Genomic DNA, 26,054 nt, shown 5'->3' with positions numbered 1-26,054 from the left:
AAAATAAGCAAGTTAGCGTAAATAATAAGTTCAAAAACTTCCCAATGGTGCCGAAAGTAGTTTTTGGAGAAGGATGCTTCGATCAGTTAACTACTATTCTCTCTTCTCATAAAAAAGACAAAGCTCCTTTTATATACTTAATAGATGATGTTTTTGAAACAAATACCGAGTTTATAGATAAAATTAATCTTCGATTCAATGATAAATTAATTTTCGTTTCTGCAGCTGAAGAACCTAAAACTTCTCAAGTTGATGAACTGGTGAAAGACATTAGAAGTGAGTTTACCAATTTGCCTTCAGGGATTATCGGAATAGGAGGAGGAACTTTGTTGGATTTAGCGAAAGCTGTTTCAATTATGCTTACTAATAAAGGTAGTGCAGCCGATTATCAAGGATGGGATTTGGTTAAGAAAAAGGCTGTTTACCACGTAGGAATTCCAACTATTTCTGGAACAGGAGCCGAAGTTTCGCGTACAACAGTGCTTACAGGGCCTGTTCGTAAACTCGGAATTAACAGCGACTTTACTCCTTTTGATCAAGTAATACTCGATCCCGAACTCACTCAAGGGGTTCCTAAAAATCAGTGGTTTTATACAGGTATGGACTGCTTTATACACTGTGTAGAATCATTGAATGGAACTTTTTTAAATGCGTTTAGTCAGAGTTATGGCGAAAAGGCTTACGACCTTTGTATGGAAATTTTCTTAAAAGAAGATTCGCTTTCTGATGCAGAATCTCGTGCTAAGCTTATGATGGCTTCATGGCACGGTGGTATGAGTATAGCTTACTCTCAGGTGGGTGTAGCTCACGCAATGAGTTATGGGCTAGGTTATGTGTTGGGAACTAAACACGGCATCGGAAATTGTATAGTATTTAATCAGTTGGAAGAATATTACGGTGAAGATGTTGTTCTTTTCAAGAAAATGGTTGAAAAACACGGAATAGAAATTCCTCAAGGTGTATGTGCCAACCTCACTGATGAACAAATGGAAATAATGATTAACGTGGCTATGGGCATGGTGCCACTTTGGGAAAATGCTTTTGGCGAAGAATGGCAATCTATTGTCACTCCAGAAAAATTGAAAGAATTATACTTAAAAATGTAACCTTACTTTAGCACCTGTATATGGGAATTGCAAAATTTGTTTTTTATAAAATAATGGGATGGAGGATTGATGGTGCCTTTGACCCAAAAGTTAAAAAAGCCGTTATTATTGTTGTACCACATACTAGTTGGCACGATTTCTATATTGGATTATTTATAAGAAGAATAACCAAGGTTCAGATTAATTATATAGCCAAGAAAGAGCTATTTAAATGGCCATTTGGTTGGTATTTTAAATGGACTGGTGGAGCTGCATTAGACCGAACTCCTGGGCAAAATAAAGTTGAAGCGATAGCAGAAATTTTCGAAAAGAAGGATGAATTTCGTTTGTCGTTAGCACCTGAAGGCACTCGTAAAAAAGTTGAAGAATGGAAAACGGGATTTTATTATATCGCTATGAAAGCAAATGTACCTATAATATGTGTTCCTTTTGATTGGGGTAAGAAAATAGTAACTATTAATGAACCTTTTTACCCGACAGGAGATTTAAATGCAGATATGGTTCAACTTAGAAAATACTTTGACGGCGTGGTAGGGAAGGAGCCTGAGTTGTCTTAAATACAACATCTCATTTGATATTTTAGTTTAATCAATTTGTTAAAAAAAAAGTCGAGAGCACTATGGTTGAAAGCGTTCTCGACTTTTTTAATATTTTATTCGTTAGAAAAAAATTATTCTTCTGTAGATTCTTCCATGGTGTGATAAACATTTTGAACGTCATCATCTTCTTCTATCTTTTCAAGAAGTTTTTCTACATCGGCTACTTCTTCGGCATTTAGTTTTTTGGTTACTTGTGGAATACGTTCAAACCCAGAAGAAAGAATTTCTATATTTTTATCCTCTAAATACGATTGTATTGCACCGAAACTTTCGAAAGGCGCGTAAATTAAAATACCATCTTCATCTTCAAAAATTTCTTCAAGGCCGTGATCTATTAATTCTAGCTCAAGTTCTTCAATATCCATTCCTTCGGGATTTATACGGAAGTTACAAGTGTGATCAAACATAAACGAAACAGAACCAGAAGTTCCTAAACTACCGTCACATTTATTAAAGTAACTGCGAATATTTGCAACAGTTCTAGTGTTGTTATCGGTAGCTGTTTCAATTAAAATTGCAATTCCGTGTGGAGCATAGCCTTCAAAAAGAACTTCCTTATAATCGCCTAAGCTTTTGTCACTCGCTCTTTTAATAGCGCGCTCTACATTGTCTTTAGGCATATTTACAGACTTGGCATTCTGTATTACTGCACGAAGTCTAGCATTGGTATCTGGATCAGGACCTCCTTCTTTTACAGCCATTACAATATCCTTTCCAATACGCGTAAAAGCTTTGGACATTGCAGACCAACGCTTCATTTTTCTTGCTTTTCTAAATTCGAAAGCTCTTCCCATTTTTGTTAATTGTTTTAAATTATAATTTAATTAATTCACTTCAGGAATTAATCAAAGTTTAGGTACATCAAATATAAAAAATTCCAAATTTCAAAAACTCAAATAATAAATAAATTCTAACTTAGAAAATTCAATTAGCAAAAGGTCTCGACTTTGAGTTTTGATATTTATTTAATGAATTTTTATTTGGAAATTGATGCTGTAGATTAAAAGTTTCTAACCAACAAGTTCATCAATAATTCGAGCAAGCTCAAAATCTTTTTCTGTTACACCCTCTGCATCGTGAGTAGATAAATAGATTTCTAATGAATTGTAAACATTACTCCACTCAGGGTGATGATTTAATTTTTCAGCTTCAAAAGCTATTCTTGTCATTGAAGTAAACGCCTCTTTAAAATTTTCAAATTCGAAAATTGCGTGAAGGGCTCCTTCAATATATTCCCAGCCTTCAAAATCTTTAAGCTTTTCTAATATTTCATTTTCAGTTAATGCTTTCATAGTTGTAATTTTAGTTTAAAATCAATGTACAAAATTTTACCGTATAGACATAATCTCTTCGTTTAAACCAGATTCTTCAACTACTTCTGCCACAGCTATTTGATAGGATTCAGGTAATTGATTCACCTTTGGAAGAATTGCGTTATAGCGGTCTTCATTACTACTAAATACACTTTTAAATATAGGCGTTTTATCACTAATTTTAAACGTTATCTCTCTGATGAGATCTTCGTGATGTACCATGTCATAACTCGATAAATGGAATATTCCAACCAATGAGTGATTAACGATATAGTGAATTTGCTGGCAAATCTTGTCTATAGTAGTTGTAGTAATTATAAGATTCGGGAAAACTTCATACGTAGCCTTATGTCGGATACATTGCCGTAAATGAACTATTTCCGGTGAATTAACCCCTAACACCATTGGCAGTCTTAAAATTGCGGTTTGCTGCGGAATAGTTTCTAGTAACAACTTCTCAATTGCAATTTTGAATTTCCCTGAAGGAGTTTCGGAGAGCGTCAAATCATTTTCATATGATGGATGTGTAAATTTTCCATCGAAAACTTCTGCTGAAGAAATATATAAAACTGAACAATCCTCGTGAAGCAAGGTGTAGTTAACCATTTGTTGATAAGCATCAAACAGTCTCTTATAATCTCCAGAAATTGCCGAAATTATTACAGTAGGCTTTATTTCATTCAGCAATAAAAACAAGGAGTCTTCTTCCACGCAGTATTTAAAGAACACTTGATTTTCAGAAAAAGCGCCCTCTTGCTTACAGTAAGTGCAATACACTTCGTAATAGGATAGAAGTTCTTTATAAATTTCATAACCTATAAAACCGCTACCTCCAAGGATTAAAATACGTTCTTTTCCTTCTTTTTTCCTCATTAAATTCCGCTTCAACTTCTTTTTAAAATATAGATAGTTTTGTTTTAGTGGTAAACTGCTCTAATGCCTGCATTCCTAAATATGAATTTCCTTGTGGGTTTAAGGCTGGCGCCCAGGTTGCGATTGTAAAACAATGGGGTAGAAGTGCCACTATTCCGCCACCAACGCCACTTTTTCCAGGTAATCCAACTTCAAACGCAAATTCGCCTGCTTCATCATAAAAACCGCAGGTTAACATAATTGCATTAATTCGTTTTACCTGACTTGGTGTTAAGTGCAATACGTTTTTTAAACACTTACCTTTATTGGCATAAACGAAAAAAGCGTTTGTAAGTTGTTTGCAATTCATCATTATTGAACATTGATGAAAATAGAAGTCTAACACATCATCAACATCATTTTGAAGGTTTCCAAAGGACTTTAAAAGATTGGCAGCTGCATAATTATTGAAACCTGTTTCTCTTTCAGACTCTGCAACTTTTACATTAAAGTTAATTGAATCGTCGTGCGCTAATTCGCGTACAAAGTTTAAAAAATCTTCTTTTGGGTTTTTTAAATTTGAAAGCAAAATGTCTGCTACTACAATCGCCCCCGAATTGATTAAAGGATTTCGAGGAATTCCATTTTCAAGTTCCAAAAGAGAAAGATGATTGAATGGATTCCCCGAAGGTTCTACATCAACACGAGTAAGAAGTTTATTTCCAACTAGCTGAAACGCTTTTGATAAAGAGAATACTTTAGAAATACTTTGAATTGAAAATTTTTCCAAAGCATCGCCAACAGCATAGTCTTCACCCGTTATTAACTGAAGGTGAATTCCTAGCTTGTCTTTTGGAATCTTAGCCAATTCTGGGATATAGCTAGCTACTTCACCAGTATCTTCAGTTTTTTTAAGTGATGAATATATTTCTTCTAAAATTGCTTGATAGTCCAACATTAGCCTTTGTAAAACGGTGTTTTAACAACTTTTGCTGCAACGGGTTTATTTCTTATTTGAATGAATATTTCAGATTCTGGCGCACTGTTTTCTACAGTTACATATCCCAATCCAATCGATTTATTTAGTGAGGGTGCCATGGTTCCACTAGTAACTCTCCCGATGATGTTTCCATCCTTATCGGCAATTTCATACCCTTGTCTAGGAACTCCACGGTCTATTAATTCAAAACCAATAAGTTTGTTTTTTATTCCTTCCTCTTTTTCTTTTTTCAAATTATCAGAATTGATAAAGTCTTTGGTGAATTTTGTAATCCATCCCAATCCAGCTTCTAATGGAGAAGTTGTTTCATCTATATCATTTCCGTACAAGCAGAAGCCCATTTCTAATCTAAGTGTATCACGAGCAGCTAAACCAATTGGTTTGATACCGTACTCTTTTCCAGCTTCAAAAACTTTATTCCAAATCTGTTCAACCTCACTGTTTTTACAGTAAATTTCGAATCCACCACTTCCAGTATAACCAGTAGCACTAATAATCACGTGCTCAATTCCAGCAAAATCAGAAACTTTGAAGTTATAAAATTTAATAGCGCTCAAATCTTCTGAAGTTAACGATTGCATGGCTTCAATTGCTTTCGGTCCTTGAATAGCTAAAAGTGAATATTCATCAGAGATATTTCTCATTTCGGCACCCATAGTGTTTTGTTTTTCTATCCAAGCCCAATCTTTGTCTATATTAGATGCGTTTACTACAAGTAAATATTCTTCGTCTTTAATTTTATAAATAATTAAATCGTCAACTATACCTCCTTCTTCATTAGGAAAATAGCAGTATTGAGCTTTTCCATCTTTAAGTTTGGTGGCATCGTTACTGCTTATTTTTTGAATTAAATCCAAAGCTTTTGGACCTGTAATCAAAAATTCGCCCATATGCGAAACATCAAATACACCCACGCCATTTCGCACAGTTTCGTGCTCAGCTTTTACTCCTTCGTATGAAACAGGCATATTATAACCTGCAAATGGCACCATCTTAGCGCCTAGTTGTTCGTGTATGTGTGTAAGTGCAGTGTTTTTCATTTTAAAAATGTTTTTATTTCTTTATCCTAAGGCATTACTTGAGATAGAGATAGTGATAAATTTTTTAATATTATTTTAAATAATTCATTTTTCACAAATGTATTATAATAGGCGCAAAGGTAATGAAAGTTTGAATGCTTTATTTTCAATATTTTTCTCGTTAAAATAGTCTTAATCGCTTACTCATTCTCTATGTTTTGAATACTTTTAAAATAAAAACAATGGCCGTTACTGTTTCCAAAAATCCATATAATGGAGATGAACTAAATTCCTATAAAAATCACAGCAAAAAAGAAGTTTCTGAAATTATAGATAAAGCGGATAAACGCTTTTATAGCTGGCGAGGTGTTCCATTTAATGAACGACAAAAACTAATGCTTGCAGCGGCTGCAGAAATGAGGTCTAATAAACACGAATATGCTAAAATGCTGACTTTAGAAATGGGAAAACCTATTTCTCAAGCAATAGCAGAGGTTGAAAAATGTGCATGGGTATGCGAATATTACGCTGAGCATGCCGAAAATCAACTTGAAAATAGAGTAATTAAAACCGATGCCCATAAAAGTTATGTGAGTTATGAACCCTTAGGAGTAATTCTTGCTGTAATGCCGTGGAATTATCCGTTTTGGCAAGTTTTCCGATTTGCTGCTCCTGCTCTTATGGCTGGAAATATTTGTGTTTTAAAGCACGCTTCTAACGTATTTGGAAGTGCCTTGAATATTGAAAAGATATTTAAACGAGCTGGTTTTCCAGACAACTGTTTTACTACATTATTAATAGGAAGTGATGCCGTAGAAGAAATAATTGAAAATAAAAAAGTAAAAGCTGTTACCCTTACTGGAAGTGGGCCAGCTGGGTCTTCGGTTGCATCCCTAGCAGGTAAGAACATTAAAAAAACAGTACTAGAATTAGGAGGTAGTAACGCATTAGTTGTAATGAAAGATTGTGATATTGAAAAGACTTTGGAAACTTGTGTGCAAGCGCGTTTTCAAAATACCGGGCAGAGTTGTATAGCCGGAAAAAGGTTGATTGTAGATGAATCTATTGCTGAAGAATTTGTTGAAAAACTAGTTGTTAAGGTTAGAGAATTAAGAAGTGGAGATCCTTTAGACCAAGAAACTTATATAGGAACTTTAGCCAGAGAGGACTTGGCGAAAGATATTGAAAAGCAAGTCAATGATTCAATTAAGGCAGGAGCAAAGCTTATAGTAGGAGGTAAGCGACACGGAGCTTATTTTGAACCAACTGTTTTGACAAATGTTACCGAAAATATGGCGGTATTTAAGGAAGAAACATTTGGGCCTGCTTTGTCTGTTACTACATTTAAAACTATTGAGGAAGCGATTGATCTCTCTAATAATTCTCGATTTGGATTAGGAGTTTCGCTATTTACAGAGAATATAGAAGCAGCAGAGAAGATTATCCATAAATTTGATGAAGGTGCTGTTTTTATAAATGAATTAGTAAAAAGTGATCCGCGATTACCTTTTGGCGGAATTAAAGAAAGTGGTTACGGACGAGAACTAAGTGCCGATGGAATAAAAGAATTCGTAAATAGAAAAACCGTATATATTAAAAAGTAAGAACCTACTGGATTTGATTTGTAGGTTTATTTAAATAACCAACCTAAATTATATTAAAGAATGAATTTTCACACACGAAAATGGATTAAGCCAGAAGATTTAAATCCCAACGGGACCTTGTTTGGCGGCCGTTTACTAGAATGGATTGATGAAGAAGCGGCTTTATATGCAATTATACAATTAGAAAACCCGAGAACAGTAACGAAGTTTATGAGCGAAATAAATTTTGTGAGTTCTGCTAAAAAAGGTGATATCGTAGAAATAGGGCTAGAGCCGAAATCTTTTGGAAGAACGTCATTAACGCTTGCCTGCGAGGTTCGAAACAAAATGAATCACGAAGTAATTATTAGTATTGAAAAAATTATAATGGTGAGTTTAGACGAAAACGGGGTGCCAACACCACACGGAAAAACACAAATTGAATTTGTTAAAGATAGGTTAGCTAAATAAAACAATACTACTTCATAAATGGTTGAAGCCTAAAAAAAACCCCGCAATTAATGCGGGGTATGTTGTTTAAAACTTTGGGTTTGTAGTGACTACTACACCATATCTTCTGGTCTTACCCATTGGTCGAACTCTTCAGCAGTAGTATAACCTAAGTTTACTGCTTCTTCTTTAAGAGTTGTTCCGTTTTTGTGAGCTGTATTAGCGATTTCTGCTGCTTTGTAGTATCCAATTTTTGTGTTTAACGCTGTAACAAGCATTAAACTGTTGTTTAATTGCCTTTTAATAACCTCGTGGTTAGGTTCGATACCTTGTGCACAATTTACATCGAATGACACACAAGCATCTCCAAGAAGTTGAGCAGATTCTAAAAAGTTTGCAGCCATTACTGGTTTGAACACGTTAAGTTCAAATTGACCTTGCATACCGCCAACGGCAATTGCCATATCGTTACCTATTACTTGAGAGCAAACCATTGTTAAAGCTTCACATTGTGTAGGGTTTACTTTTCCTGGCATAATAGAAGAACCTGGTTCGTTTGCAGGAATGTTGATTTCTCCAATTCCACTACGAGGTCCACTAGCAAGCATTCTAACGTCATTAGCTATTTTGTTTAATGAAACCGCCAATTGCTTTAATGCACCGTGACTTTCTACAAATGCGTCGTGAGCCGCTAAAGCTTCAAATTTATTTTGAGCAGTAACAAAAGGTAAACCTGTAAAGTCAGCAATATATTTTGCAACTTTAACGTCGTATCCTTTTGGTGTGTTTAATCCAGTTCCAACAGCAGTCCCTCCTAAAGCGAGTTCAGCTAAATGTGGAAGCGTATTTTTTAAAGCTTTAATTCCGTATGCTAATTGTGCTGCATAACCACCAAACTCTTGTCCCAACGTAAGAGGGGTAGCATCCATAAAGTGAGTACGACCAATTTTTACAACCTCTTTAAAGTCTTCTGCTTTTTTGGCAAGTGTCTTTTGAAGTTGCTCAACACCTGGAATTGTTGTTTCGATTAACTTTTTATAAGCTGCAATGTGCATTCCCGTTGGGAAAGTATCGTTTGAGGATTGCGATTTGTTTACATCGTCATTTGGCTGAAGTGTTTTTTCACCTTCTCCAATTTTTTTTCCAGCTAATTGGTGTGCACGGTTTGCAATTACTTCATTTACGTTCATATTGCTTTGCGTACCACTTCCTGTTTGCCAAATTACTAAAGGAAATTGATCGTCGTGTTTTCCTGCTAAAATCTCATCACAAACTGTTGCAATAAGGTCTCTTTTTTCTTCAGGAAGAACTCCAAGTTCGCAGTTAGTGTAAGCTGCTGCCTTTTTAAGATATGCAAAGCCATAGATTATCTCTAGAGGCATTGAAGCACGTGGGCCAATTTTAAAATTTTCGAATGAACGCTCTGTTTGTGCGCCCCAAAGTTTATCGGCTGGTACTTTTACCTCGCCCATGGTGTCTTTCTCTATTCTATACTGCATTGTAATAATGTTTATAATGAATTAATTATTATTTAAAATAGCAGAGTTACGAAGAACTCCTTAAGTACTTGATTTTGAATTTATTTTAACCCGAATGAATAAGGGATTAAAACTGCTGCAAAGATAACGAAAAGCAAAAAGTTGGTCAACCCGCACAGCTGTTTATTTCCTGAGAATAAAACTAAAAGTTTTGTTGTTGTTTTAAAAAAAAACGTACTATCTTTGGACTTTCAATTAAAAATAATATACCATGTTTACTTTTGAGCAATTTTTAGGATTCATCGCTGTTATGACTGTAGTTACCATCGGATTTTGGTTGATGATTTTTTTGATGGGAATACTCCCTTACTGGATTGGTGGTGCACTTCAAGAGAATTTTAAAAATAAACGTGAAGAAAAGAAAAACAAACAATTAAATAAGTAGTTTTTCTATAGAATATAATTAAAAGGGAGCTTTAAGAAAGCTCCCTTTTTTATTTCCACCTATTAAGGGTGAATTAGATAAGCATTAATTGGATAGTAGAATACATGTATTATAATCTAATTAGAATTTACTCCATTTAAAAAGGGAACCAATTTGGTTCCCTTTTTAAATGTATTAGCCTTCGACCTAGGATGTTATCCTTCAAACCCACCTTCGTCATATCCACCACCACTGCCCCCGTTAGGACGTTGACGTTGTTTCTTCTGGTTGAAGCGATAGGTGAAGGTTAAATTAACTTGTCTAGCTCTCCACTGAAATTCACTTTCACTAGTAAATGAGCTTGTAGTAGTTAAACTGTTTCTTTTACGTGTATTAAGTAAATCACTAACATTTAAAGATAAAGTTCCATTGTCATTTATGATGTCTTTGCTAATTGCCATATCTACAGATAGGATCCCGTCGCTCTCTGTTTGAGAGTTATTTCTAGGACCACGGTAGAAAGCATTTGTTTGCCATTCAATTTTTGCAGGTAATTTTACCTTACTGCTAAATCTTCCAAAGTAACTAACATCTTCTGTTCCGTAATCTACACCGTTGAAAAATCCTTCAGACTTAAACATAAAGTAATTAAAACTTCCGTTAAGTGTTAGCCACTTATTAGGGTTGTATAATAAACCTGCTTCAAAACCATATCTTTTGTTTGTAGAAAGGTTAATAGGAAGGGTACGGATAATTGGAATTCCATTACTTGTAGTTTCTCCAGTTTCTTCTTGAACTCTTTCAAAAGAATCTGTTTCGTGTTGGTAGTAAATAGAACTCGATAATGTTAGCTTTTTCCAACTCTTTAAATATCCTAAATCGAATGCACTAGAGTAGGCAGGGTCTAGGTTAGGATTTCCTTGAAATACGTTTGCTTCACTTGAACGAGAAGGGAAAGGGTTGATAAACCAGTGTCTTGGGCGGTTAATACGTCTGTTATAACCAAGTGTAATGTTTTCGCGGTCACCTAACTCGTAAGTCAAGTTTACTGTAGGGAATAGCCCTGTGTAGTCCTTGTCGAAGTTTAGGTTAATAGGTGAGTTTGTATCAACATTTTCAGCATCTACGCTACCTTTTAGTTGCGTGTTTTCAAGACGTAAACCTAATAGGAAAGAGAACTTACCAAACTTATTTCCGTACTGGGTGTAGAAAGCGTGTACATTTTCTTCGTAGTTGAAAATATTAGAAAGGCTATCATTCCTTTGATAAACACCAGAAATACCGTCTTCTTGTAATAAGGTGTAATCTGTGATTGTTTCTTCAAAACTTCCACGGTAACCGGCTTCAAATTGTGCATTTTCACCTATAGGTAATACGTAATCAGCTTGTGCTAAATATTCTCTATCTGTCCTTTTTTGAAGAATATTCTCAGAAGGAAGTGTAATGAATTCTGGGAATAAACGATTTTCGGTAATTAATGAATTTTCATCGTCCTTTCCGTAATCATACTGAAAATCGGCAGTTAGTTTATGTCCGTTGTCATTAAAGTTATTTACATAATTCAAAGAGAATTGATAGTTAGAATCGTCTTCTCCTTCGTATTCAATTCTTCTTATGCTCTCTTCAGTTTCGTTATTGTTTCTGTTAAAAGTGTTGTTGGTTGTAACATCATCTCCAGTTCCCTTTCTGTAGAATCCACTTGCGGTGATTGAAGATTTGTCGTTAATAAAGTATTCTATACCTAGGTTGGTGTTAAAGCCTTTACCCATTCTGTCGTAATCTCTACGTTCAATAACTTGATCGAAAGTTGGCTCAACAGTTACGGGATTTCCATCACTATCTATAAAATTTCGTGAAAAATAATTATTATCGAAATGTGCTTTTCCTGGAGCTTTTCTGTAATAAACGCCTGTAGTATTAAAAATATTGAATTTGTTAGTTCTAATATTTATGTTTCCAGAGGCATTACTATTTGTAGGTACCCCTATGGTTGTACTTATAGAACCATTTACACCAAGGGTTTTTTCTTTTTTAAGAATGATGTTTAGAATACCTGCAGTTCCTTCTGCGTCATAACGAGCCGAAGGAGAAGTAATAACTTCAACTCTTTCAATAGCTTCAGCAGGTAGTTGGCGTAAAGCATCAGTAGAACCAAAACCAGCAATAGCAGAAGGCTTCCCATTAATAAGAATACGAACATTTTCGTTACCTCTTAATGCAATTGCCCCATCAACATCTACTGTTACAGAAGGCACATTATTTAATGCATCACTCACCGAAGCACCTCCAGCCGTAAGGTCTTTTCCTATATTGTATATTTTTTTGTCTAGTCTTATCTGTACCTCTGTAGTTTCAGCACGTACAACCACTTCGTCTAAACTTGCCGCGTCTAAATCAAGTTTAATCGTTGGCAGGGTAGTGTTTTTAATAAAATTTTGATTTTTTAATTCTTTAGTTTTATAAGAAATAAATTCAAACCTCACTGTATAAACTCCAACAGGCACGTCAATTTTATAGTTTCCATCTAAATCGGTTATGCCACCTGTAACGGTTTTACCATCTCTGTTTATGAATGAAACGGTAGAATATTCTAGTGGGTAATTTGTACCTTCTTCAAGAATAGTTCCTTTAATTGTAACTTGTTTTTTTTCAGAGGTTTGAGCTACAACATTATAGCTGAAAAGTAATAGAATAAAAGGCAATAAGTATTTCATGAGTAGGATTAAAAAATTAACTCACGAAAATAGTATTGTTAGAATTGAATTCTGCTAATTTTCTGTTAATAATACCCGCTGAAAAGCCCGTTAATGTTAAACTATAGAGGTCCTAGATTAAAGTAACTCTAGGATATTTTCTGGTGGTCTGCCGATTACTGCTTTTGTACCCTTTATAGCTATAGGTCTTTCAATTAGTTTAGGGTTTTTAATCATAGCATCAATAATCTGCTCGTCTGAAAGGTCTTTGTCTTTAAAATTTTCTTTCCATTCCTTTTCTTGAGTGCGCACAAGTTCAATTGGTTTAATACTCAGCAATTCTATAATTTGTTTTAACTCCTGTTTTGAAGGAATGTCTTCAAGATATTTTACAACATTAATGGTTTCCCCATTTTCTTCAAGAAGTTGCAGTGCTTGTCTCGATTTACTGCATCGTGGGTTGTGATATAGAGTAGTCATTTTTTCTTTTAGATTTAATATTTTAATGTTTTGTAAAAATAATAGAAATAAAAACGCAAGGTGAATTAAAGTTATTTGTTTAGTAGCTCTTCCATTTCCATTTCATAATCATATTGCAAGTCTTCGTGAAGAGTAGAAACTTTTTTCTGTATATATTCAATTTGTCTATTATAAAGATTGGTGAGCGTTGTATTTCGTTTAATAGAAGGTTTAAAATCTTTTAGTTTATGACAAAAATATAGCAATAATTCAACCTCAGTTTCTTTGTTCTGAGAATAGCGAATAAACTTTTTAATCTCTCTTAGTATTTTCCGAATGCTTTTTTTAATAAAATAGTAGGTTTTAGTATTTATATTTTCAAAATCTTCATCTATTTTGGTTTTTATACTTCTTATAAAGGCTTCTTCATTAGCAGATTCAAATAATAAATAGGTGATTAGCTCTTTATTTTCTTTTTTAAACTTAGAAAGCCTAAGGCAAAGTTCTAGTAGTTCTTGAGTAGAACGATTATTAAGTTCAGTTTTAATTTCCTTTAGGCTGGCTGCTTTCATAATAAAGTTTGCAGTAAAGGTACATCGGATTTGGAGAAATTAAAACTCCTTTAGATTTCAACCATTTTTAAAATTAAAGAAACTCATTGCGGAATAAGGAAACAATTACAACAATGAGCTTCTGTTGACTAAGGAGTGCTATTCCTTAATATGTACCGAACCTTTCATTACAATATGTATACTGCAGAAATAATCAAAATTTGTGGTAATCTTTTTTGAAAAAGAATCTTCTTTATTCAATGTTTTAGAAGTCCATTTCTTATTGATTTCTGTTACGTCGTGAGGAACGATGTCTTTGTTAACCCATTCTATTATGTCACCTTTTCTAACTTGTATTATTTCCGGGACAAATTTCATCTGATAAATATTAACTACATGCTTCGTAGGTGTGTTTAAAATTGATTCAGTAGTATTTAAGCTAGAAAACAACAGAAAAATCATCGTTATTCCTATAACTAATACAGTTTTTCTTATGAAAAAGATTTTAAAAGCTTTCATTTTTTAAGAATTTTACTTTGGGCCATTTTTGCATGATGATAATGTGTTTCCAAAATAGGAACAGCAGTTTTAAGTAATGCCTCTAGATCTGTATTTTGAGATTGAGGAATCAATATTGTATTTAAAGCATCAATTACTGTTTTGTGATATGCAACTTCATTATTTATGTATGCTTGGTCAAAAGCTTTTCCATTAATCGACTTTAATTTTTTAGTGGTCTCATCGGCTTGGTTTAACAGGGACTTACTCACAGGATTGTCTTTAGGATTAATGCCAAGTTTAGTAACAAGTTCTACAGCAAGATCTATAATTGCTTGGTGGTCGTTAATCATGGTATTTGCAAATTCACGCACGGCTGCATCATTAGATTTGGCAATAGCGAGTTTTGCATAATCGATGTCGATTTGGTTAGCTACAACCGCAACATTTGCAATTTCGGCATCACTTAATTGTGGAGTTTCTTGGGCACAAATGCATATAGAAGTAGTAAAGGTAAATACGATTATAGCAAGTGTCTTAATAATCGGTGGTGTTTTCATAACGTATGATTTTTAGGTTTAATCTTTAATTGTTAGTATTAGTTTGATGCCATTAAAACTTTTAGGTTACAATAATTCCAGATTAATTATATTTATCGTAGCTGATATTTTATTAGTGGCCAAGAGTTTATAGGGATATTCTCGTTAGTCTTTATTGGGTTTTACGATTATCTTAAAATTTGAGCGAGAGTATAGTTTTTTTGTTAATTTTAAAGTGAATTTATAAGTCATATATCCGATTTTGAAAATCTCAATTACAATTACTTCCATTCTCTTATTTACAACTCCTTTTATACTTGCTCAAACGGTTGCAGAAAGTAAAGTTTATGAAACTTATGATAATATTATTGGTGTAGAAAACACCGGATTATTTAACGGGACAGAATTTACCGACCTCTTTTTAAATACCAATGGAACTTATAGATATTTTAAAGGTTATGATTATGTAAGAGGGGCGGTATACTATAATGGCGAGTTTTACAGCAATGTATTGTTGAAATATGATTTGTTAGAGGATAACCTAATTACTCATTCTGAGGGTAAACTAAGTGTTTTCAATGTAAAACTTATCCCAGATTTTGTTACTTCCTTTTCTATTTACAATCGGGATTTTGTGAAATTAGTAGATATAAACTTACCCTTACCTGGAAATGGTTTTTTTGAAGAGGCATATCTCGGAAATCAGTTCAAGCTTTACATTAAACACAATAAAAGAAAAAAAGATAAGGCATTAAATAGTGGTGTTCAGTATCGGTTTTCTATAAACAATTATTACTTGTTGCAGGTAGATGGACACTACGCGGTAATAAATTCAATTAAAGACTTACGAAGAGCTTTGCCTGAAAGAGAGGATGATATCCGAAAATATTATAAAAGTTATAAAAAATTATATAAGTCTGACCCCGATAATTTTCTGATTAAACTTTTGAAACATTTAGAAGGACTTTCAAAACCTTCAAAATTTTAAATATTGAAGCCGCGCTTTATGCAAAATAATTTCCTTGCAATTCTTATCCTATTACTTTCCACTGTAGGTTTATTCGGACAAACTGAACAGAATATTACAGCAGCGTTTAACAATTCACCATTAAAAGAAGCCATTCTTAAAGTGGAATCAATTTCTAATAAAGAATTCTATTTTGAAGAAACTTGGTTGAAAGGATATTATGTCACAACATCTTTTAAAAATGAACCTTTAAGAGCGGTTTTAGAAGGACTTTTTAGTAACACAAACATCAATTACGTACTTAAGGATAACAAAGTTATTCTTCTTAAAAACACCTATGTCTATACTGAATTGCCTACGGATTTTTTCAATGAAGTGACACAGAAAGAAAATTCGATAGAAAGCAAGAGCAACGCTCCAATTTTTCAAGAAGAATATACCAATAGCCATACGGTTTACAAAAAGAAAATAGTAACTATAGGGAAACAACGTCCAAATACTTCTAATAACACATATGTACTCACAGGAGTATTTAAAAATTTTAATACAGGGGAACCTCTTGCAAATCTTTCAATTTCTACAGTAGATAGAAGTAAATATGCTATTACTGATTCTGAAGGAAAATATAGTATTCGGCTTCCTTATGGTTTAAATAAGCTAGAAACAAACTTATTAGGGTTCGAAAAAATACGTCAAGATGTAATTATGTATGGAGATGGATCGCTTGATATTGAATTGCTCGAAAACTCTGAATCATTAGAAGAAGTGGTGGTAAAGTCTAATAAAGATGCCAACGTTCGCGATGCTGTTGTAGGAGTTACTAATATAAACATTGAGTCGATTAAAACAATTCCCTTGGTATTAGGAGAGCGTGATGTTTTAAAAGTTGCTACCACCATGCCAGGAATAAAAACCGCTGGGGAAGGGTCTAGTGGGTTTAATGTGCGTGGTGGGCGTTCAGATCAAAATCTAATTTTACTAGATGATGCCGTTTTATATAATCCTTCTCACTTTTTAGGATTCTTTTCGGCAGTAAACCCTTTTACAACGGGAAGCATGGAGATTTACAAGGCTAGTATTCCAGCTGAATACGGGGGGCGACTTTCTTCGGTTTTTGATATAGAAACCAAATCGGGTAATATGGAAAAGTTTGTGGGTGAAGGGTCTATTGGGCCTATAACCGCCAACCTAGCGCTTGAAATACCTGTGGTAAAAGAAAAAGCTTCATTAATAGCCGGGTTTCGGGCTACGTATTCCGATTGGATTTTACGAAGTCTAGATGAAGATAAATTAAAAAATAGCGAAGCTTCTTTTTACGATGGAATTGTAAAATACAAACACAATATAGATAATGATAATTCAATTCAAGGGACAGTTTATTTCAGTAAAGATCGATTCAGCATAACTTCCGATTCAATTTTTGATTATTCTAACAGATTGATTTCATTGAAATACAATCACGCCATTAGTGATAAGAGTAAAGCTGAACTTATTTTAGTAAATAGTCAGTATCAATACGAAGTAAATTATGAGGCTGACGCCAATCAAAATTTTGAATTTGATTATCAGTTAAACGAGTATGAAGCGAAATTAAACTTCAATTATAAGCTTAATAATAAACATAGATTGAGTTACGGTTTAAGCAGTAAATTGTATGTTATAGATCCTGGTAATATTAATCCTATTGGTGAAAACTCCGATGTACTGGCTAAAAGTATAGACAGAGAGAAAGGGTTAGAGTCTGCAATTTATCTAGCCGATTTGTTTGAAGTGAATAAAAAGTTTCTTCTAGATTTAGGGTTACGCTATTCATTTTATTCAGCCTTAGGCCCTGCAACTCAAAATATTTATACTTCTGGGGTTCCTAAAAGTGATAGCTCAATAGAAGAGGTTAAAGAATTCGGCAATAATGAATCTATCAAAACCTACGGAGGCTTAGAATATAGATTTTCAGCAAGATATTTACTAGGAACCGATTTTTCGGTGAAAGCTGGGTTTAATAGAACCATTCAATATCTACACTTACTATCTACTAATACCACACAATCGCCTACAGATATTTGGAAGCTTTCAGATTTAAATATCGAGCCTCAACGTGCAAATCAATACAGCTTAGGTTTCTTCAAAAACCTATCAGAAAAAGACATTGAGTTTAGTTTAGAGGGATATTACAAAACAATGGACGATATATTAGATTATAAAATTGGCGCACAATTAATAATGAATGATGAGTTGGAAACCGAGTTACTGCAAGGTGAAGGGAAAGCGTATGGAATTGAATTTTTAATAAAAAAGAATAGTGGAAGGTTTAATGGATATGTTGGTTATAGTTACTCTCGTTCAAAAGTGAAATTAGATAGCCAACTTGAACAAGAGCGTGTAAATAATGGCGAGTTTTTTTCAGCTAATTATGACAAACCTCACGACTTTTCACTTGTTGCCAATTATAAACTAACTAAGCGTTTTAGTTTTTCTGCAAACTTTACATACCAAACTGGCCGACCTATTACATATCCGATAGGGCGTTATGTTTTTGCAGGAGAAGAACAAGTTTTATACAGCGACCGAAATCAATTTCGGATTCCAGATTATTACAGATTAGATTTAGGAGTAAACATAGAAGGGAATCATAAACTAGATAAACTAGCACATAGCTTTATTAATATATCAGTTTATAATGTATTGGGTAGAAATAATCCGTATTCAGTATTTTTTGTAAATGAAGCGGGAGAAATTAAAGCGTATAAAACTTCTATTTTTTCGATACCAGTTCCTACAATAACGTATAATTTTAAGTTTTAGGAATTATGAAAGCGTACCAATTATATACCATTCTTTTCGCCATATTTTTAAGTCTATGGGCTTGTACTGAGCCGTATGAAATTGAAACAGTAGATTTTGAAAGTGTTTTAGTTGTGGAAAGTACAATTACTGATGAATTTAAACTTCAAACCGTAAAACTGAGCAAAACAACAACTTTAGAAAATCCTGAAATATTATATGAAAACAATGCAACTGTTGTAGTGAATACAAGCACTGGGAGCACCTTTGATTTTATATGGGACGATATTAAAAAACATTATATTTCGGAAATACCATTTAGAGCGGAACCTAATGTTACATATACATTAAGTATAATCACCCAAGACGGGAAACGATATTCTTCTTCTGAAGTTGTTCTTCCACCATCAGTTGAAATGACTGAAGTGTATACAGAACGCGTAGTTAATACAGCAGAACATAAAGATGGAGCTCATGTTCTAGTGAACACAGAAGATCCTACAGGAAGCGCAAAGTACTTTAGATATGAATACGAGGAAACCTATAAAATTGTTGCACCAAATCCATCCCCGTATTATGCCGAAATTGTGAATTACGATTTTACTCTTGGTACTTATGAAGTTATCCTTACGCCTAGAGAACCTGAAGAAATATGTTATACTACCGAGTATTCAACAGGAATCATACAAACTTCCACTACCGAACTTAACGATAATAGCGTTAATAGATTTCCAGTGAAATACCTTTCTAAAAATGATGCTAAAATGCAAACTCGGTATAGTATTTTGGTAAAGCAGTACGTACAAAGCGTTGATGCTTTTACGTTTTATAAAGTAATTAAAGAGCTAGGTAGCATTGAGAGTTTGCTTTCACAGAGTCAACCTGGTTATGTGGCAGGTAATATAACTTCTGAAAATAATCCAAACACTAAAGTAATAGGTTTCTTTGAAGCCTCATCAATGACATCTAAAAGGATTTATTTTAACTACGAAGATGTTGGCCTTGAAAAGCCACCATATTTTGTGGATTGTGAGGTTTTAACATTAGATTATAACGATGCTACTGTCTTGGATGACGACCCAAATGAACGCGAAACACTATATCAACTTATTACTTATAATGACTATCAAGTCCTTTCAGTGAATACTTCTTTAATATATCAAGTTGTACAACCTGAATGTAGTGTTTGCACTTATTTTTCATCTAATGTAAGACCTGATTTTTGGATAGATTAATTATGAAAAAAAGCATATTTATAATATTACTCATTCTTTTAGGAAACGTCACTTTTTCACAAATCCCGAACCAAGATTTGTCGGTAGAGTCTAATGTTTTTCCTAAAGAAAAATTAGCGCTTACAATTAATTCTAACATACTATTAGCTGGGGAATTATTGCAATACAGCACTTTAAATTTAAATGAAGCAGGTAAGAAAAGTAAACTGAGCAAAGTAGTGTATGTTTCTATGCGAAATGAAAACGATTCCGTTGTTTTTCATCATAAATTAAAACTTAATAACGGTAGCGCTAGTGGAGATTTCTTTATTCCTGCAACTTTGAAATCTGGAATTTATAAACTTATTTCCTATACAAATTTCTCTAAAAACAACAAGTTAGATGCTTATGCTTTAAAAACGATTTACGTTATAAATACATTTATGAAAATGGATAAAGTGAAGAATGTTTCAGACTCTATTCGCTTAAATTTTTCTACAAAATTCAGTAGAGTTTCTACTTCGAATGAAAGTAATCAGCAAATTAAAATTGTATCAGATAAAGCTACTTATGGCTCTCGTGAAAAGGTGAGTTTAAAATTAGAAGGAATCTCGAATGAAATAAATGGCAATTTTGTGCTATCTGTCAGAAAACTGAATCCAATAGAAATCTCAGGAAAACCATCTGAATCAGTTAACGGGAACTCTTCCAATGTTTTCCATATACCCGAGGTACGGGGAGAGTTAATTTCTGGTACTATTTTAAACAATGATGGAAAGGTTCCTGCTAAAAATAAAATAGTCTCTTTAACGATACCTGGAGAAGATTTCATTTTTAAAAGTACATCTACTGATGCAAACGGGCGTTTTTTCTTTTCATTATCAAAAGGTTACAGTTCTAATAAAGGAATAATTCAATTGAGCTCTAAAGATTCCAGGAAAGAAAATTACACTATTAATATTGATAAAAAACATTTGAATTTAAATGATTCTAAAAGAAGTGCTTTGGTTTTAAACCCTGAATTGAAGAGTTGGTTACAAGAAAGAAGTGTACAAATACAAATTGAAAATGCCTATTTCGAAACCAAAAGGGATAGTGTGAAACCACATAAAATTACTTCAAGATTTTATAACAACCTAGGAACGGTATTTAATTTAGACGATTATACTCGTTTTGCTACTTTAAGAGAAACCTTTGTAGAAGTTATTACACTTGCAGCAATTCGTGGAAATGGAGCAAATAGCAGGTTTGTTATTCATAATGCTTACGATCCTAATAGGATTGCACAATTTAATGATATTCCACCTTTGGTTTTGCTAGATGGAATTGAAATAATAAATAATGAAGAGCTCATTAATTACAATCCACGCCAAATTAAAAGTGTAAGAGTGATTACAAAACCGTATAGATATGGCCCAATGATTTACAGCGGGATTATAGCTGTTGAAACTGTACAAGGTGATTTTACACCTAATACCACAGAGAAATGCATAAAAGTCATCGATTTAATTCCAGAAGTAAAAGGGAAGAAATATTATAAACCGAAATACCATTCAGGAGCGGATAAACTTTCTCGAATTCCGGATTATAGAGTACAGCTAATATGGAATTCTCAAATTGAAAACTTAAAAAATGGCTTTATTGATAGTTTTTTTACCTCAGATATTCCTGGAACCTATCAAATTTCTCTTGAGGGATATGGTATGAAAGGGGAATTCTACCGTCTAACATACAATTTTATGGTAATTCAATAAATTAAATGTTAAATTATTGTAGAATTGTGTTAATTTTTTGTTATCTTTAAGGAACATATTTAATATTAACATCAAATCTCTCTTTTTTATTATGCTTCACTGGAAAGCAATATTTATAATTTTATCTATTGTGTTCGGCGTAATAGGATTTATAGGCATTGGAGATGGGCCAATAGAACCTGCACAATTTGTTTTCGCAATATTTTTAGTTCTTTTAATGTCTTTATGGGTTTTCGATTTTGTAGGAAAGAAACGAAAAAGAGGATTATAATACATTTAAAATGTTAAACTTTTGAAAATGTAGCTTGTATTTTAAATTTAATTCGTAATTTTACTAAACATCATATCGGGGTGCTTAAAGTTTTAACTAACAGCTGAGATTATACCCGTAAAACTTCGAAATAGGTAATGCTAGCAGAAGGAATATGATTTGCAAAGGGAACAAAGATTCAAATCTTGTTCCCTTTGTTTTTTATAATTCGTCAGACTTTTCTTCCTGCCCAGTCATCATTAGATAGGCTTTTAAGAAACCGTCAATCTCTCCATCTAATATAGCATCTGTATTTCCTGTTTCATGTCCTGTACGAACGTCTTTTACTAATTTATAGGGGTGTAGAACGTAATTGCGGATCTGTGACCCCCATTCGATTGCCATCTTACTATCTTCAATTTCGGCACGTTGCGCTTGTTGTTTGCGAAGCTCAATTTCATACAATTGCGATCGAAGCATTTGCATTGCCTTTTCGCGGTTTTCTAATTGGCTACGGGTTTCACTATTGTGAATTATAATCCCACTAGGGTGGTGAGTAAGAATAGCTTTCGTTTCAACCTTGTTAACATTTTGACCTCCAGCTCCGCCACTACGTGCGAAATCCCAAGAGATATCAGCTGGGTTTATATCAATTTCTATACTATCGTCAACAAGTGGATATACGTAAACACTTACAAAACTTGTATGTCTTTTCGCATTACTATCAAAAGGTGAAATTCTAACCAATCTATGTACACCATTTTCACTCTTTAGCCATCCAAAGGCATATTCACCATCAATTTCTAGGGTTACAGTTTTTACCCCAGCCACATCACCAGATTGAAAGTTGAGCTCTTTTACCTTAAATCCATTCTTCTCTGCCCACATTAAGTACATACGCATAAGCATTTGTGCCCAATCGCAACTCTCTGTTCCACCTGCTCCTGCGGTAATTTGCAGTACAGCACTCATATCATCGCCTTCTTCGCTTAGCATATTACGGAATTCAAGGTCTTCGATGGCGTTTTCGGCTTTTTCAAAAATAGCATCTACATTTTCAGCGGTACCTTCACCTTCTTTATAAAACTCTAAAAGAATTTCAGCTTCTTCAGTTAGTGATTTTGCTGTTTCGTAGTCATTAACCCATTTCTTTTTGGTTCGTAGTACCTTCATGAAAGCTTCTGCTTCCTGAGAGTTATTCCAAAAGTTGGGGTCGAAAGTTTTTTCTTCGTCGTTTGTAATTTCTATGTTTTTGCCATCAATGTCAAAGATAGCGCCTCAAGGCATCTAACCGTGTCTTAAGGTCTTTGATTTGGTCTGTTGAAGTCATATAATAATTAATAATTTCAACAAAAATACCATTAACTTCGTGAGTAGAATATATATTTCGGCTAATTTTATACTTTTCTGAAGATTGCTAATTGAACCCAAGAATTTCACATTTATAATATGATAATAGATTTAAGAAGTGACACCGTAACAAAACCTACAATAGAAATGATGCAGGCCATTATGAATGCTGAAGTTGGAGACGATGTTTACAAAGAGGACCCTACAGTTAACAAATTGGAACAAAAACTAGCAGAATTGTTCGGGATGGATGCTGCGTTATTTTTTCCTACAGGAAGCATGGCAAACCAAGCAGCTATTAAAATGCATACGCAACCAGGAGAGCAATTAATTGCAGATAAATGGGCTCACGTATATAATTATGAAGGTGGCGGCGCTTCTTTTAATAGCGGTGTTTCTTGTAAATTGATTGATGGACACCGAGGCATGATTACAGCCAATCAAGTAGAAGAAAGTATAAATCCTCCAGATTTTTATCACAGTCCCTTAACCACATTAGTTTGTTTAGAAAACACAACTAATAAAGGTGGTGGTGCTTGCTATGACTTTTCAGAAATTGAAAAAATTAGACAAGTTTGTGATAAACATAATCTAGGTTTTCATTTGGACGGTGCGCGAATTTGGAATGCTTTAATAGCAAAAAATGAAGATCCCCAAGCTTACGGGAGCGTGTTTGATACAATATCTGTTTGCCTCAGTAAAGGACTAGGTACGCCAATAGGTAGTGTGCTACTCGGGAATAAAGAAATTATGAAAAAAGCAATGCGTGTTCGTAAGGTTTTAGGAGGAGGAATGAGGCAAATTGGATTTATGGCTGCCGCCGGGATATATGCTTTAGACAATCATTTAGAGCGAATAGGCGAAGATCATAAGAAGGCTTCAGAAATTGCGGAAGTCCTTTCTAAACAATCATTTGTAAAAAATGTGGAGCCTACTGAAACAAATATTGTTATCTTTTATCTTTCTGAAGCGATTTCAGAAGAAAAATTCATGGCAGATTTACTTCAGAAAAATATAAAAATAAGTGCGATGGGGCAGGGGAAACTTAGAATCGTTACTCATTTAGATTATACAAACCAAATGCACTCTAAGTTTTTAGAAACGATAAATAATTATTCATAATAAAATAAAACTTATGCTAAATATTTCAGCATCATATACCGACTTATATCAGCTTACAATGGCTCAGGTTTACTTCAAAACTAAACCAGACAGTACAGCTGTTTTTGATTATTATTTTAGAAGCAACCCTTTTAAAGGTGGATACACGATTTTTGCGGGACTTCAAAACATCCTTGAAATCCTTGAAAATTTACGCTTTACAGATGCCGATATTGAATATCTAAAGAAACACGATTTCGAAGATGATTTTCTAGCGTATCTAAAAAATTATAAGTTTCAAGGTAATATAAATTCAATTTCTGAAGGTGATATAGTTTTTCCTACAAGTCCGATTCTTCAAGTTGAAGGTAATATTATAGAGATTCAGATTATTGAAACTGTACTGCTTAATATTTTAAATTTCCAAACATTAATTGCAACTAAGGCAAGTAGAATTCGCTACAGCGCGGGTGATAGGGTATTACTTGATATGGGATTACGCCGCGCCCACGCTACTGGAGGGTATTTTGCCACTCGAGCTGCAGCCATCGGTGGTTTTAATAGTACTAGTAATGTAAAAGCTGCAGAAGATTTTAATATTCCAGCTTCTGGGACAATGGCGCACTCTTTTATTCAAAGTTATGGAGATGAACTTCAGGCCTTTCGAGATTTTGGAAAAATTCGATCTAAAAATTGTGTGCTTTTAGTTGATACGTATAATACATTACGCAGTGGAATTCCTAATGCTATTACCGTAGCGAAGGAAATGGAAGAAAGAGGAGATAGGCTGATGGGAGTGCGATTAGATAGCGGAGATTTGGCCTATTTAGCTAGAAAAGCTCGTAAGCAACTTGATGAGGCAGGGCTGGATTATGTTAAAATAGTTGCTTCAAATCAACTGGATGAATACGTAATTAAAAGTTTAAATGAGCAAGATGCTCCAATCGATATATTTGGAGTGGGAACCAATCTCGTTACAGGGAAACCAGACGCATCATTAGGTGGGGTATATAAACTTTCAGAATTTAACGGTGACCCAAGATTAAAAGTTTCAGAAAACATTATTAAAGTATCTCTACCTTGTAAAAAACAAGTGTATAGAATGATCGATGACAATGAAATGTTTTTAGGAGCAGATGCTATTGGAATTGCTTCTGAAGATAAAATTAAACGAATGTACCATCCATTTGATTTTAATAAAGACATGGATCTACAAGATTTTAAACACGAAGCTTTATTAAAACCGGTAATGGTAAATGGAAAAAGTACAATAGGCAAAAAAACAATTACCGAAATAGCTTCATTTACCAAGGAACGTTTAAAGCTATTACCAGGAGAGTACAAACGTTTTGAAAACCCGCATATATATAAGGTTGGTTTAAGTGAGGAGCTTAAATCGCAACGTGATAAATTAATTGCAGCACATAAGTTTTAAATTATGAAAACATTAATAGTTATTGATGTTCAAAACGATTTTATTCCTGGAGGAAGTTTGTCGGTTCCCAATGGCGATAAAATTGTACCGATTATCAACAGCATTCAAGATAAGTTTGATCTGGTAGTAGCATCACAAGATTGGCATCCACAAAACCATATTAGTTTTGCATCAAATCATAACGGAAAAAAAACCTTCGAGGCGATTGAAGTTTTGGGTAAAAGCCAAACATTATGGCCAGACCACTGTGTTCAAGGCACCGTGGGTTCAGAATTTCATCCAGATCTTAAAACTGATAGTTGGGAAACCATTTTTAGAAAAGGTACAGACCCAAATATTGATAGTTATAGTGCTTTCTACGATAATGGTCATTTAAAGTCAACTGGACTCACAGGGTATTTAAAAGAAAAAGGAGCTACGCAATTGTTTTTCTGTGGCTTAGCTGCCGATATTTGTGTGTATTATTCTGTTAAAGATGCTATTCAAGAAGGGTTTGAGTGCTTTTTTATTGAAGACGCTTCACAACCATTAGATGCCGCTACTTTTAAAATTCAAAAGAAAGAATTATTGAAATTGGGAGTAAAAATGATTAGCTTTAAAGAAACTTAAACTTAAAAGATTAATTCATTAAAATTATT

At 33.8% G+C, this 26,054-nt stretch carries 25 protein-coding genes; 13 read left to right on the top strand and 12 right to left on the bottom strand.

Annotated elements, in window-relative coordinates; translation table 11 throughout:
• Positions 1-44: 44 nt before the first annotated feature.
• Both K8344_RS04985 and K8344_RS04980 read left to right on the top strand, forming a co-directional pair.
• The gene (locus K8344_RS04985) at positions 45-1,106 is read left to right on the top strand and encodes an iron-containing alcohol dehydrogenase family protein (protein WP_237607629.1); all 1,062 of its coding nucleotides are present in this window, start codon (positions 45-47) and stop codon (positions 1,104-1,106) included.
• Positions 1,107-1,126: 20 nt separating this feature from the next.
• Entirely contained in the window at positions 1,127-1,663 is a 537-nt protein-coding gene (locus K8344_RS04980) for a 1-acyl-sn-glycerol-3-phosphate acyltransferase (RefSeq protein ID WP_237607223.1), read from the top strand.
• A 113-nt stretch (positions 1,664-1,776) separates the two neighbouring features.
• On the opposite strand, the gene K8344_RS04975 is transcribed toward K8344_RS04980, so the two are convergent.
• The 5 genes from K8344_RS04975 to gcvT all read right to left on the bottom strand — a co-directional run bounded on the left by K8344_RS04975 (position 1,777) and on the right by gcvT (position 5,910).
• Positions 1,777-2,499, bottom strand: a complete 723-nt coding sequence (locus K8344_RS04975) for a YebC/PmpR family DNA-binding transcriptional regulator (RefSeq protein ID WP_237607214.1) — start codon at positions 2,497-2,499, stop codon at positions 1,777-1,779.
• Between the two features lie 216 nt (positions 2,500-2,715).
• The gene (locus K8344_RS04970) at positions 2,716-2,997 is read right to left on the bottom strand and encodes a 4a-hydroxytetrahydrobiopterin dehydratase (protein ID WP_237607212.1); all 282 of its coding nucleotides are present in this window, start codon (positions 2,995-2,997) and stop codon (positions 2,716-2,718) included.
• Between the two features lie 36 nt (positions 2,998-3,033).
• Entirely contained in the window at positions 3,034-3,891 is an 858-nt protein-coding gene (locus K8344_RS04965) for a sugar nucleotide-binding protein (RefSeq protein ID WP_237607210.1), read from the bottom strand.
• A 22-nt stretch (positions 3,892-3,913) separates the two neighbouring features.
• Entirely contained in the window at positions 3,914-4,828 is a 915-nt protein-coding gene (locus K8344_RS04960; RefSeq protein ID WP_237607202.1) for a glutaminase, read from the bottom strand.
• Positions 4,828-5,910: a glycine cleavage system aminomethyltransferase GcvT gene (gene gcvT, locus K8344_RS04955; RefSeq protein ID WP_237607200.1), complete on the bottom strand. Its 1,083-nt coding sequence runs from the start codon at positions 5,908-5,910 to the stop codon at positions 4,828-4,830. The genes K8344_RS04960 and gcvT overlap by 1 nt, the downstream gene beginning before the upstream one ends.
• Before the next feature lie 221 nt (positions 5,911-6,131).
• Here gcvT and K8344_RS04950 point away from each other — a divergent pair, with 221 nt between their 5' ends.
• On the top strand, positions 6,132-7,493 hold the full coding sequence (locus tag K8344_RS04950; RefSeq protein WP_237607198.1) for an NAD-dependent succinate-semialdehyde dehydrogenase: 1,362 nt from the start codon (positions 6,132-6,134) through the stop codon (positions 7,491-7,493).
• A gap of 60 nt (positions 7,494-7,553) precedes the next feature.
• Entirely contained in the window at positions 7,554-7,943 is a 390-nt protein-coding gene (locus tag K8344_RS04945) for an acyl-CoA thioesterase (RefSeq protein ID WP_237607196.1), read from the top strand.
• 92 nt (positions 7,944-8,035) lie between these two features.
• On the opposite strand, the gene fumC is transcribed toward K8344_RS04945, so the two are convergent.
• Positions 8,036-9,421: a class II fumarate hydratase gene (fumC, locus tag K8344_RS04940; protein ID WP_237607195.1), complete on the bottom strand. Its 1,386-nt coding sequence runs from the start codon at positions 9,419-9,421 to the stop codon at positions 8,036-8,038.
• A 250-nt stretch (positions 9,422-9,671) separates the two neighbouring features.
• Between fumC and K8344_RS04935 the strand changes: the two genes are divergently transcribed.
• Positions 9,672-9,845, top strand: a complete 174-nt coding sequence (locus K8344_RS04935; RefSeq protein WP_165148063.1) for a hypothetical protein — start codon at positions 9,672-9,674, stop codon at positions 9,843-9,845.
• Between the two features lie 194 nt (positions 9,846-10,039).
• Here the strand turns inward: K8344_RS04935 and K8344_RS04930 are convergent, their stop codons facing one another.
• From K8344_RS04930 to K8344_RS04910, 5 genes are all read right to left on the bottom strand, one after another.
• Positions 10,040-12,538: a TonB-dependent receptor gene (locus tag K8344_RS04930; protein ID WP_237607186.1), complete on the bottom strand. Its 2,499-nt coding sequence runs from the start codon at positions 12,536-12,538 to the stop codon at positions 10,040-10,042.
• A 117-nt stretch (positions 12,539-12,655) separates the two neighbouring features.
• Complete coding sequence (arsC, locus tag K8344_RS04925) at positions 12,656-12,997, bottom strand: arsenate reductase (glutaredoxin) (RefSeq protein ID WP_237607184.1); 342 nt, start codon at positions 12,995-12,997, stop codon at positions 12,656-12,658.
• Positions 12,998-13,068: 71 nt separating this feature from the next.
• The gene (locus K8344_RS04920; RefSeq protein WP_237607176.1) at positions 13,069-13,548 is read right to left on the bottom strand and encodes a hypothetical protein; all 480 of its coding nucleotides are present in this window, start codon (positions 13,546-13,548) and stop codon (positions 13,069-13,071) included.
• Positions 13,549-13,686: 138 nt separating this feature from the next.
• Positions 13,687-13,989, bottom strand: coding sequence for a plastocyanin/azurin family copper-binding protein (locus K8344_RS04915; protein WP_262913396.1), 303 nt, complete (start codon positions 13,987-13,989; stop codon positions 13,687-13,689).
• A gap of 53 nt (positions 13,990-14,042) precedes the next feature.
• Positions 14,043-14,585 carry a DUF4142 domain-containing protein gene (locus tag K8344_RS04910; protein ID WP_237607172.1) on the bottom strand — a complete coding sequence of 181 codons (543 nt, stop codon included), beginning with the start codon at positions 14,583-14,585 and terminating at the stop codon, positions 14,043-14,045.
• A gap of 241 nt (positions 14,586-14,826) precedes the next feature.
• Here K8344_RS04910 and K8344_RS04905 point away from each other — a divergent pair, with 241 nt between their 5' ends.
• The 5 genes from K8344_RS04905 (at position 14,827) to K8344_RS04885 (ending at position 21,551) form a co-directional block, all read left to right on the top strand.
• The gene (locus K8344_RS04905) at positions 14,827-15,552 is read left to right on the top strand and encodes a hypothetical protein (protein WP_237607171.1); all 726 of its coding nucleotides are present in this window, start codon (positions 14,827-14,829) and stop codon (positions 15,550-15,552) included.
• A gap of 18 nt (positions 15,553-15,570) precedes the next feature.
• Complete coding sequence (locus K8344_RS04900) at positions 15,571-18,333, top strand: carboxypeptidase-like regulatory domain-containing protein (RefSeq protein ID WP_237607170.1); 2,763 nt, start codon at positions 15,571-15,573, stop codon at positions 18,331-18,333.
• Between the two features lie 5 nt (positions 18,334-18,338).
• On the top strand, positions 18,339-19,547 hold the full coding sequence (locus K8344_RS04895) for a DUF4249 domain-containing protein (protein WP_237607155.1): 1,209 nt from the start codon (positions 18,339-18,341) through the stop codon (positions 19,545-19,547).
• Positions 19,548-19,549: 2 nt separating this feature from the next.
• Positions 19,550-21,280, top strand: a complete 1,731-nt coding sequence (locus tag K8344_RS04890) for a hypothetical protein (RefSeq protein WP_237607147.1) — start codon at positions 19,550-19,552, stop codon at positions 21,278-21,280.
• A 91-nt stretch (positions 21,281-21,371) separates the two neighbouring features.
• Positions 21,372-21,551 carry a DUF1328 family protein gene (locus tag K8344_RS04885; RefSeq protein ID WP_237607145.1) on the top strand — a complete coding sequence of 60 codons (180 nt, stop codon included), beginning with the start codon at positions 21,372-21,374 and terminating at the stop codon, positions 21,549-21,551.
• 201 nt (positions 21,552-21,752) lie between these two features.
• Here K8344_RS04885 and prfB read toward each other — a convergent pair.
• A protein-coding gene (gene prfB / locus K8344_RS04880; protein ID WP_237607143.1) for a peptide chain release factor 2 occupies positions 21,753-22,860 on the bottom strand; the annotation gives its coding sequence in 2 pieces (ribosomal slippage) (positions 21,753-22,796 and positions 22,798-22,860; 1,107 coding nt in all).
• A 119-nt stretch (positions 22,861-22,979) separates the two neighbouring features.
• Between prfB and K8344_RS04875 the strand changes: the two genes are divergently transcribed.
• The 3 genes from K8344_RS04875 to pncA are packed head-to-tail and all read left to right on the top strand — an operon-like array spanning position 22,980 to position 26,025.
• On the top strand, positions 22,980-24,002 hold the full coding sequence (locus tag K8344_RS04875) for a threonine aldolase family protein (protein WP_237607141.1): 1,023 nt from the start codon (positions 22,980-22,982) through the stop codon (positions 24,000-24,002).
• Positions 24,003-24,015: 13 nt separating this feature from the next.
• Complete coding sequence (locus K8344_RS04870) at positions 24,016-25,416, top strand: nicotinate phosphoribosyltransferase (protein ID WP_237607132.1); 1,401 nt, start codon at positions 24,016-24,018, stop codon at positions 25,414-25,416.
• A gap of 3 nt (positions 25,417-25,419) precedes the next feature.
• A complete protein-coding gene (gene pncA / locus K8344_RS04865) occupies positions 25,420-26,025 on the top strand; it encodes a bifunctional nicotinamidase/pyrazinamidase (RefSeq protein ID WP_237607130.1) in 606 nt (201 codons plus the stop codon).
• Positions 26,026-26,054: the final 29 nt, after the last annotated feature.

This window comes from Aequorivita xiaoshiensis (assembly GCF_022008395.1).
Taxonomy (GTDB): Bacteria; Bacteroidota; Bacteroidia; order Flavobacteriales; family Flavobacteriaceae; genus Aequorivita; species Aequorivita xiaoshiensis.
This window is presented reverse-complemented; position numbering and strand designations above follow the sequence as displayed.

Bases quoted from the DNA above. Each gene is read 5' to 3' on its own strand.
- K8344_RS04985 (WP_237607629.1), top strand. From the start codon at position 45: ATGGTGCCGAAAGTAGTTTTTGGAGAAGGATGCTTCGATCAGTTAACT.
- K8344_RS04980 (WP_237607223.1), top strand. From the start codon at position 1,127: ATGGGAATTGCAAAATTTGTTTTTTATAAAATAATGGGATGGAGGATT.
- K8344_RS04975 (WP_237607214.1), bottom strand. From the start codon at position 2,499: ATGGGAAGAGCTTTCGAATTTAGAAAAGCAAGAAAAATGAAGCGTTGG.
- K8344_RS04970 (WP_237607212.1), bottom strand. From the start codon at position 2,997: ATGAAAGCATTAACTGAAAATGAAATATTAGAAAAGCTTAAAGATTTT.
- K8344_RS04965 (WP_237607210.1), bottom strand. From the start codon at position 3,891: ATGAGGAAAAAAGAAGGAAAAGAACGTATTTTAATCCTTGGAGGTAGC.
- K8344_RS04960 (WP_237607202.1), bottom strand. From the start codon at position 4,828: ATGTTGGACTATCAAGCAATTTTAGAAGAAATATATTCATCACTTAAA.
- gcvT (WP_237607200.1), bottom strand. From the start codon at position 5,910: ATGAAAAACACTGCACTTACACACATACACGAACAACTAGGCGCTAAG.
- K8344_RS04950 (WP_237607198.1), top strand. From the start codon at position 6,132: ATGGCCGTTACTGTTTCCAAAAATCCATATAATGGAGATGAACTAAAT.
- K8344_RS04945 (WP_237607196.1), top strand. From the start codon at position 7,554: ATGAATTTTCACACACGAAAATGGATTAAGCCAGAAGATTTAAATCCC.
- fumC (WP_237607195.1), bottom strand. From the start codon at position 9,421: ATGCAGTATAGAATAGAGAAAGACACCATGGGCGAGGTAAAAGTACCA.
- K8344_RS04935 (WP_165148063.1), top strand. From the start codon at position 9,672: ATGTTTACTTTTGAGCAATTTTTAGGATTCATCGCTGTTATGACTGTA.
- K8344_RS04930 (WP_237607186.1), bottom strand. From the start codon at position 12,538: ATGAAATACTTATTGCCTTTTATTCTATTACTTTTCAGCTATAATGTT.
- arsC (WP_237607184.1), bottom strand. From the start codon at position 12,997: ATGACTACTCTATATCACAACCCACGATGCAGTAAATCGAGACAAGCA.
- K8344_RS04920 (WP_237607176.1), bottom strand. From the start codon at position 13,548: ATGAAAGCAGCCAGCCTAAAGGAAATTAAAACTGAACTTAATAATCGT.
- K8344_RS04915 (WP_262913396.1), bottom strand. From the start codon at position 13,989: ATGATTTTTCTGTTGTTTTCTAGCTTAAATACTACTGAATCAATTTTA.
- K8344_RS04910 (WP_237607172.1), bottom strand. From the start codon at position 14,585: ATGAAAACACCACCGATTATTAAGACACTTGCTATAATCGTATTTACC.
- K8344_RS04900 (WP_237607170.1), top strand. From the start codon at position 15,571: ATGCAAAATAATTTCCTTGCAATTCTTATCCTATTACTTTCCACTGTA.
- K8344_RS04895 (WP_237607155.1), top strand. From the start codon at position 18,339: ATGAAAGCGTACCAATTATATACCATTCTTTTCGCCATATTTTTAAGT.
- K8344_RS04890 (WP_237607147.1), top strand. From the start codon at position 19,550: ATGAAAAAAAGCATATTTATAATATTACTCATTCTTTTAGGAAACGTC.
- K8344_RS04885 (WP_237607145.1), top strand. From the start codon at position 21,372: ATGCTTCACTGGAAAGCAATATTTATAATTTTATCTATTGTGTTCGGC.
- K8344_RS04875 (WP_237607141.1), top strand. From the start codon at position 22,980: ATGATAATAGATTTAAGAAGTGACACCGTAACAAAACCTACAATAGAA.
- K8344_RS04870 (WP_237607132.1), top strand. From the start codon at position 24,016: ATGCTAAATATTTCAGCATCATATACCGACTTATATCAGCTTACAATG.
- pncA (WP_237607130.1), top strand. From the start codon at position 25,420: ATGAAAACATTAATAGTTATTGATGTTCAAAACGATTTTATTCCTGGA.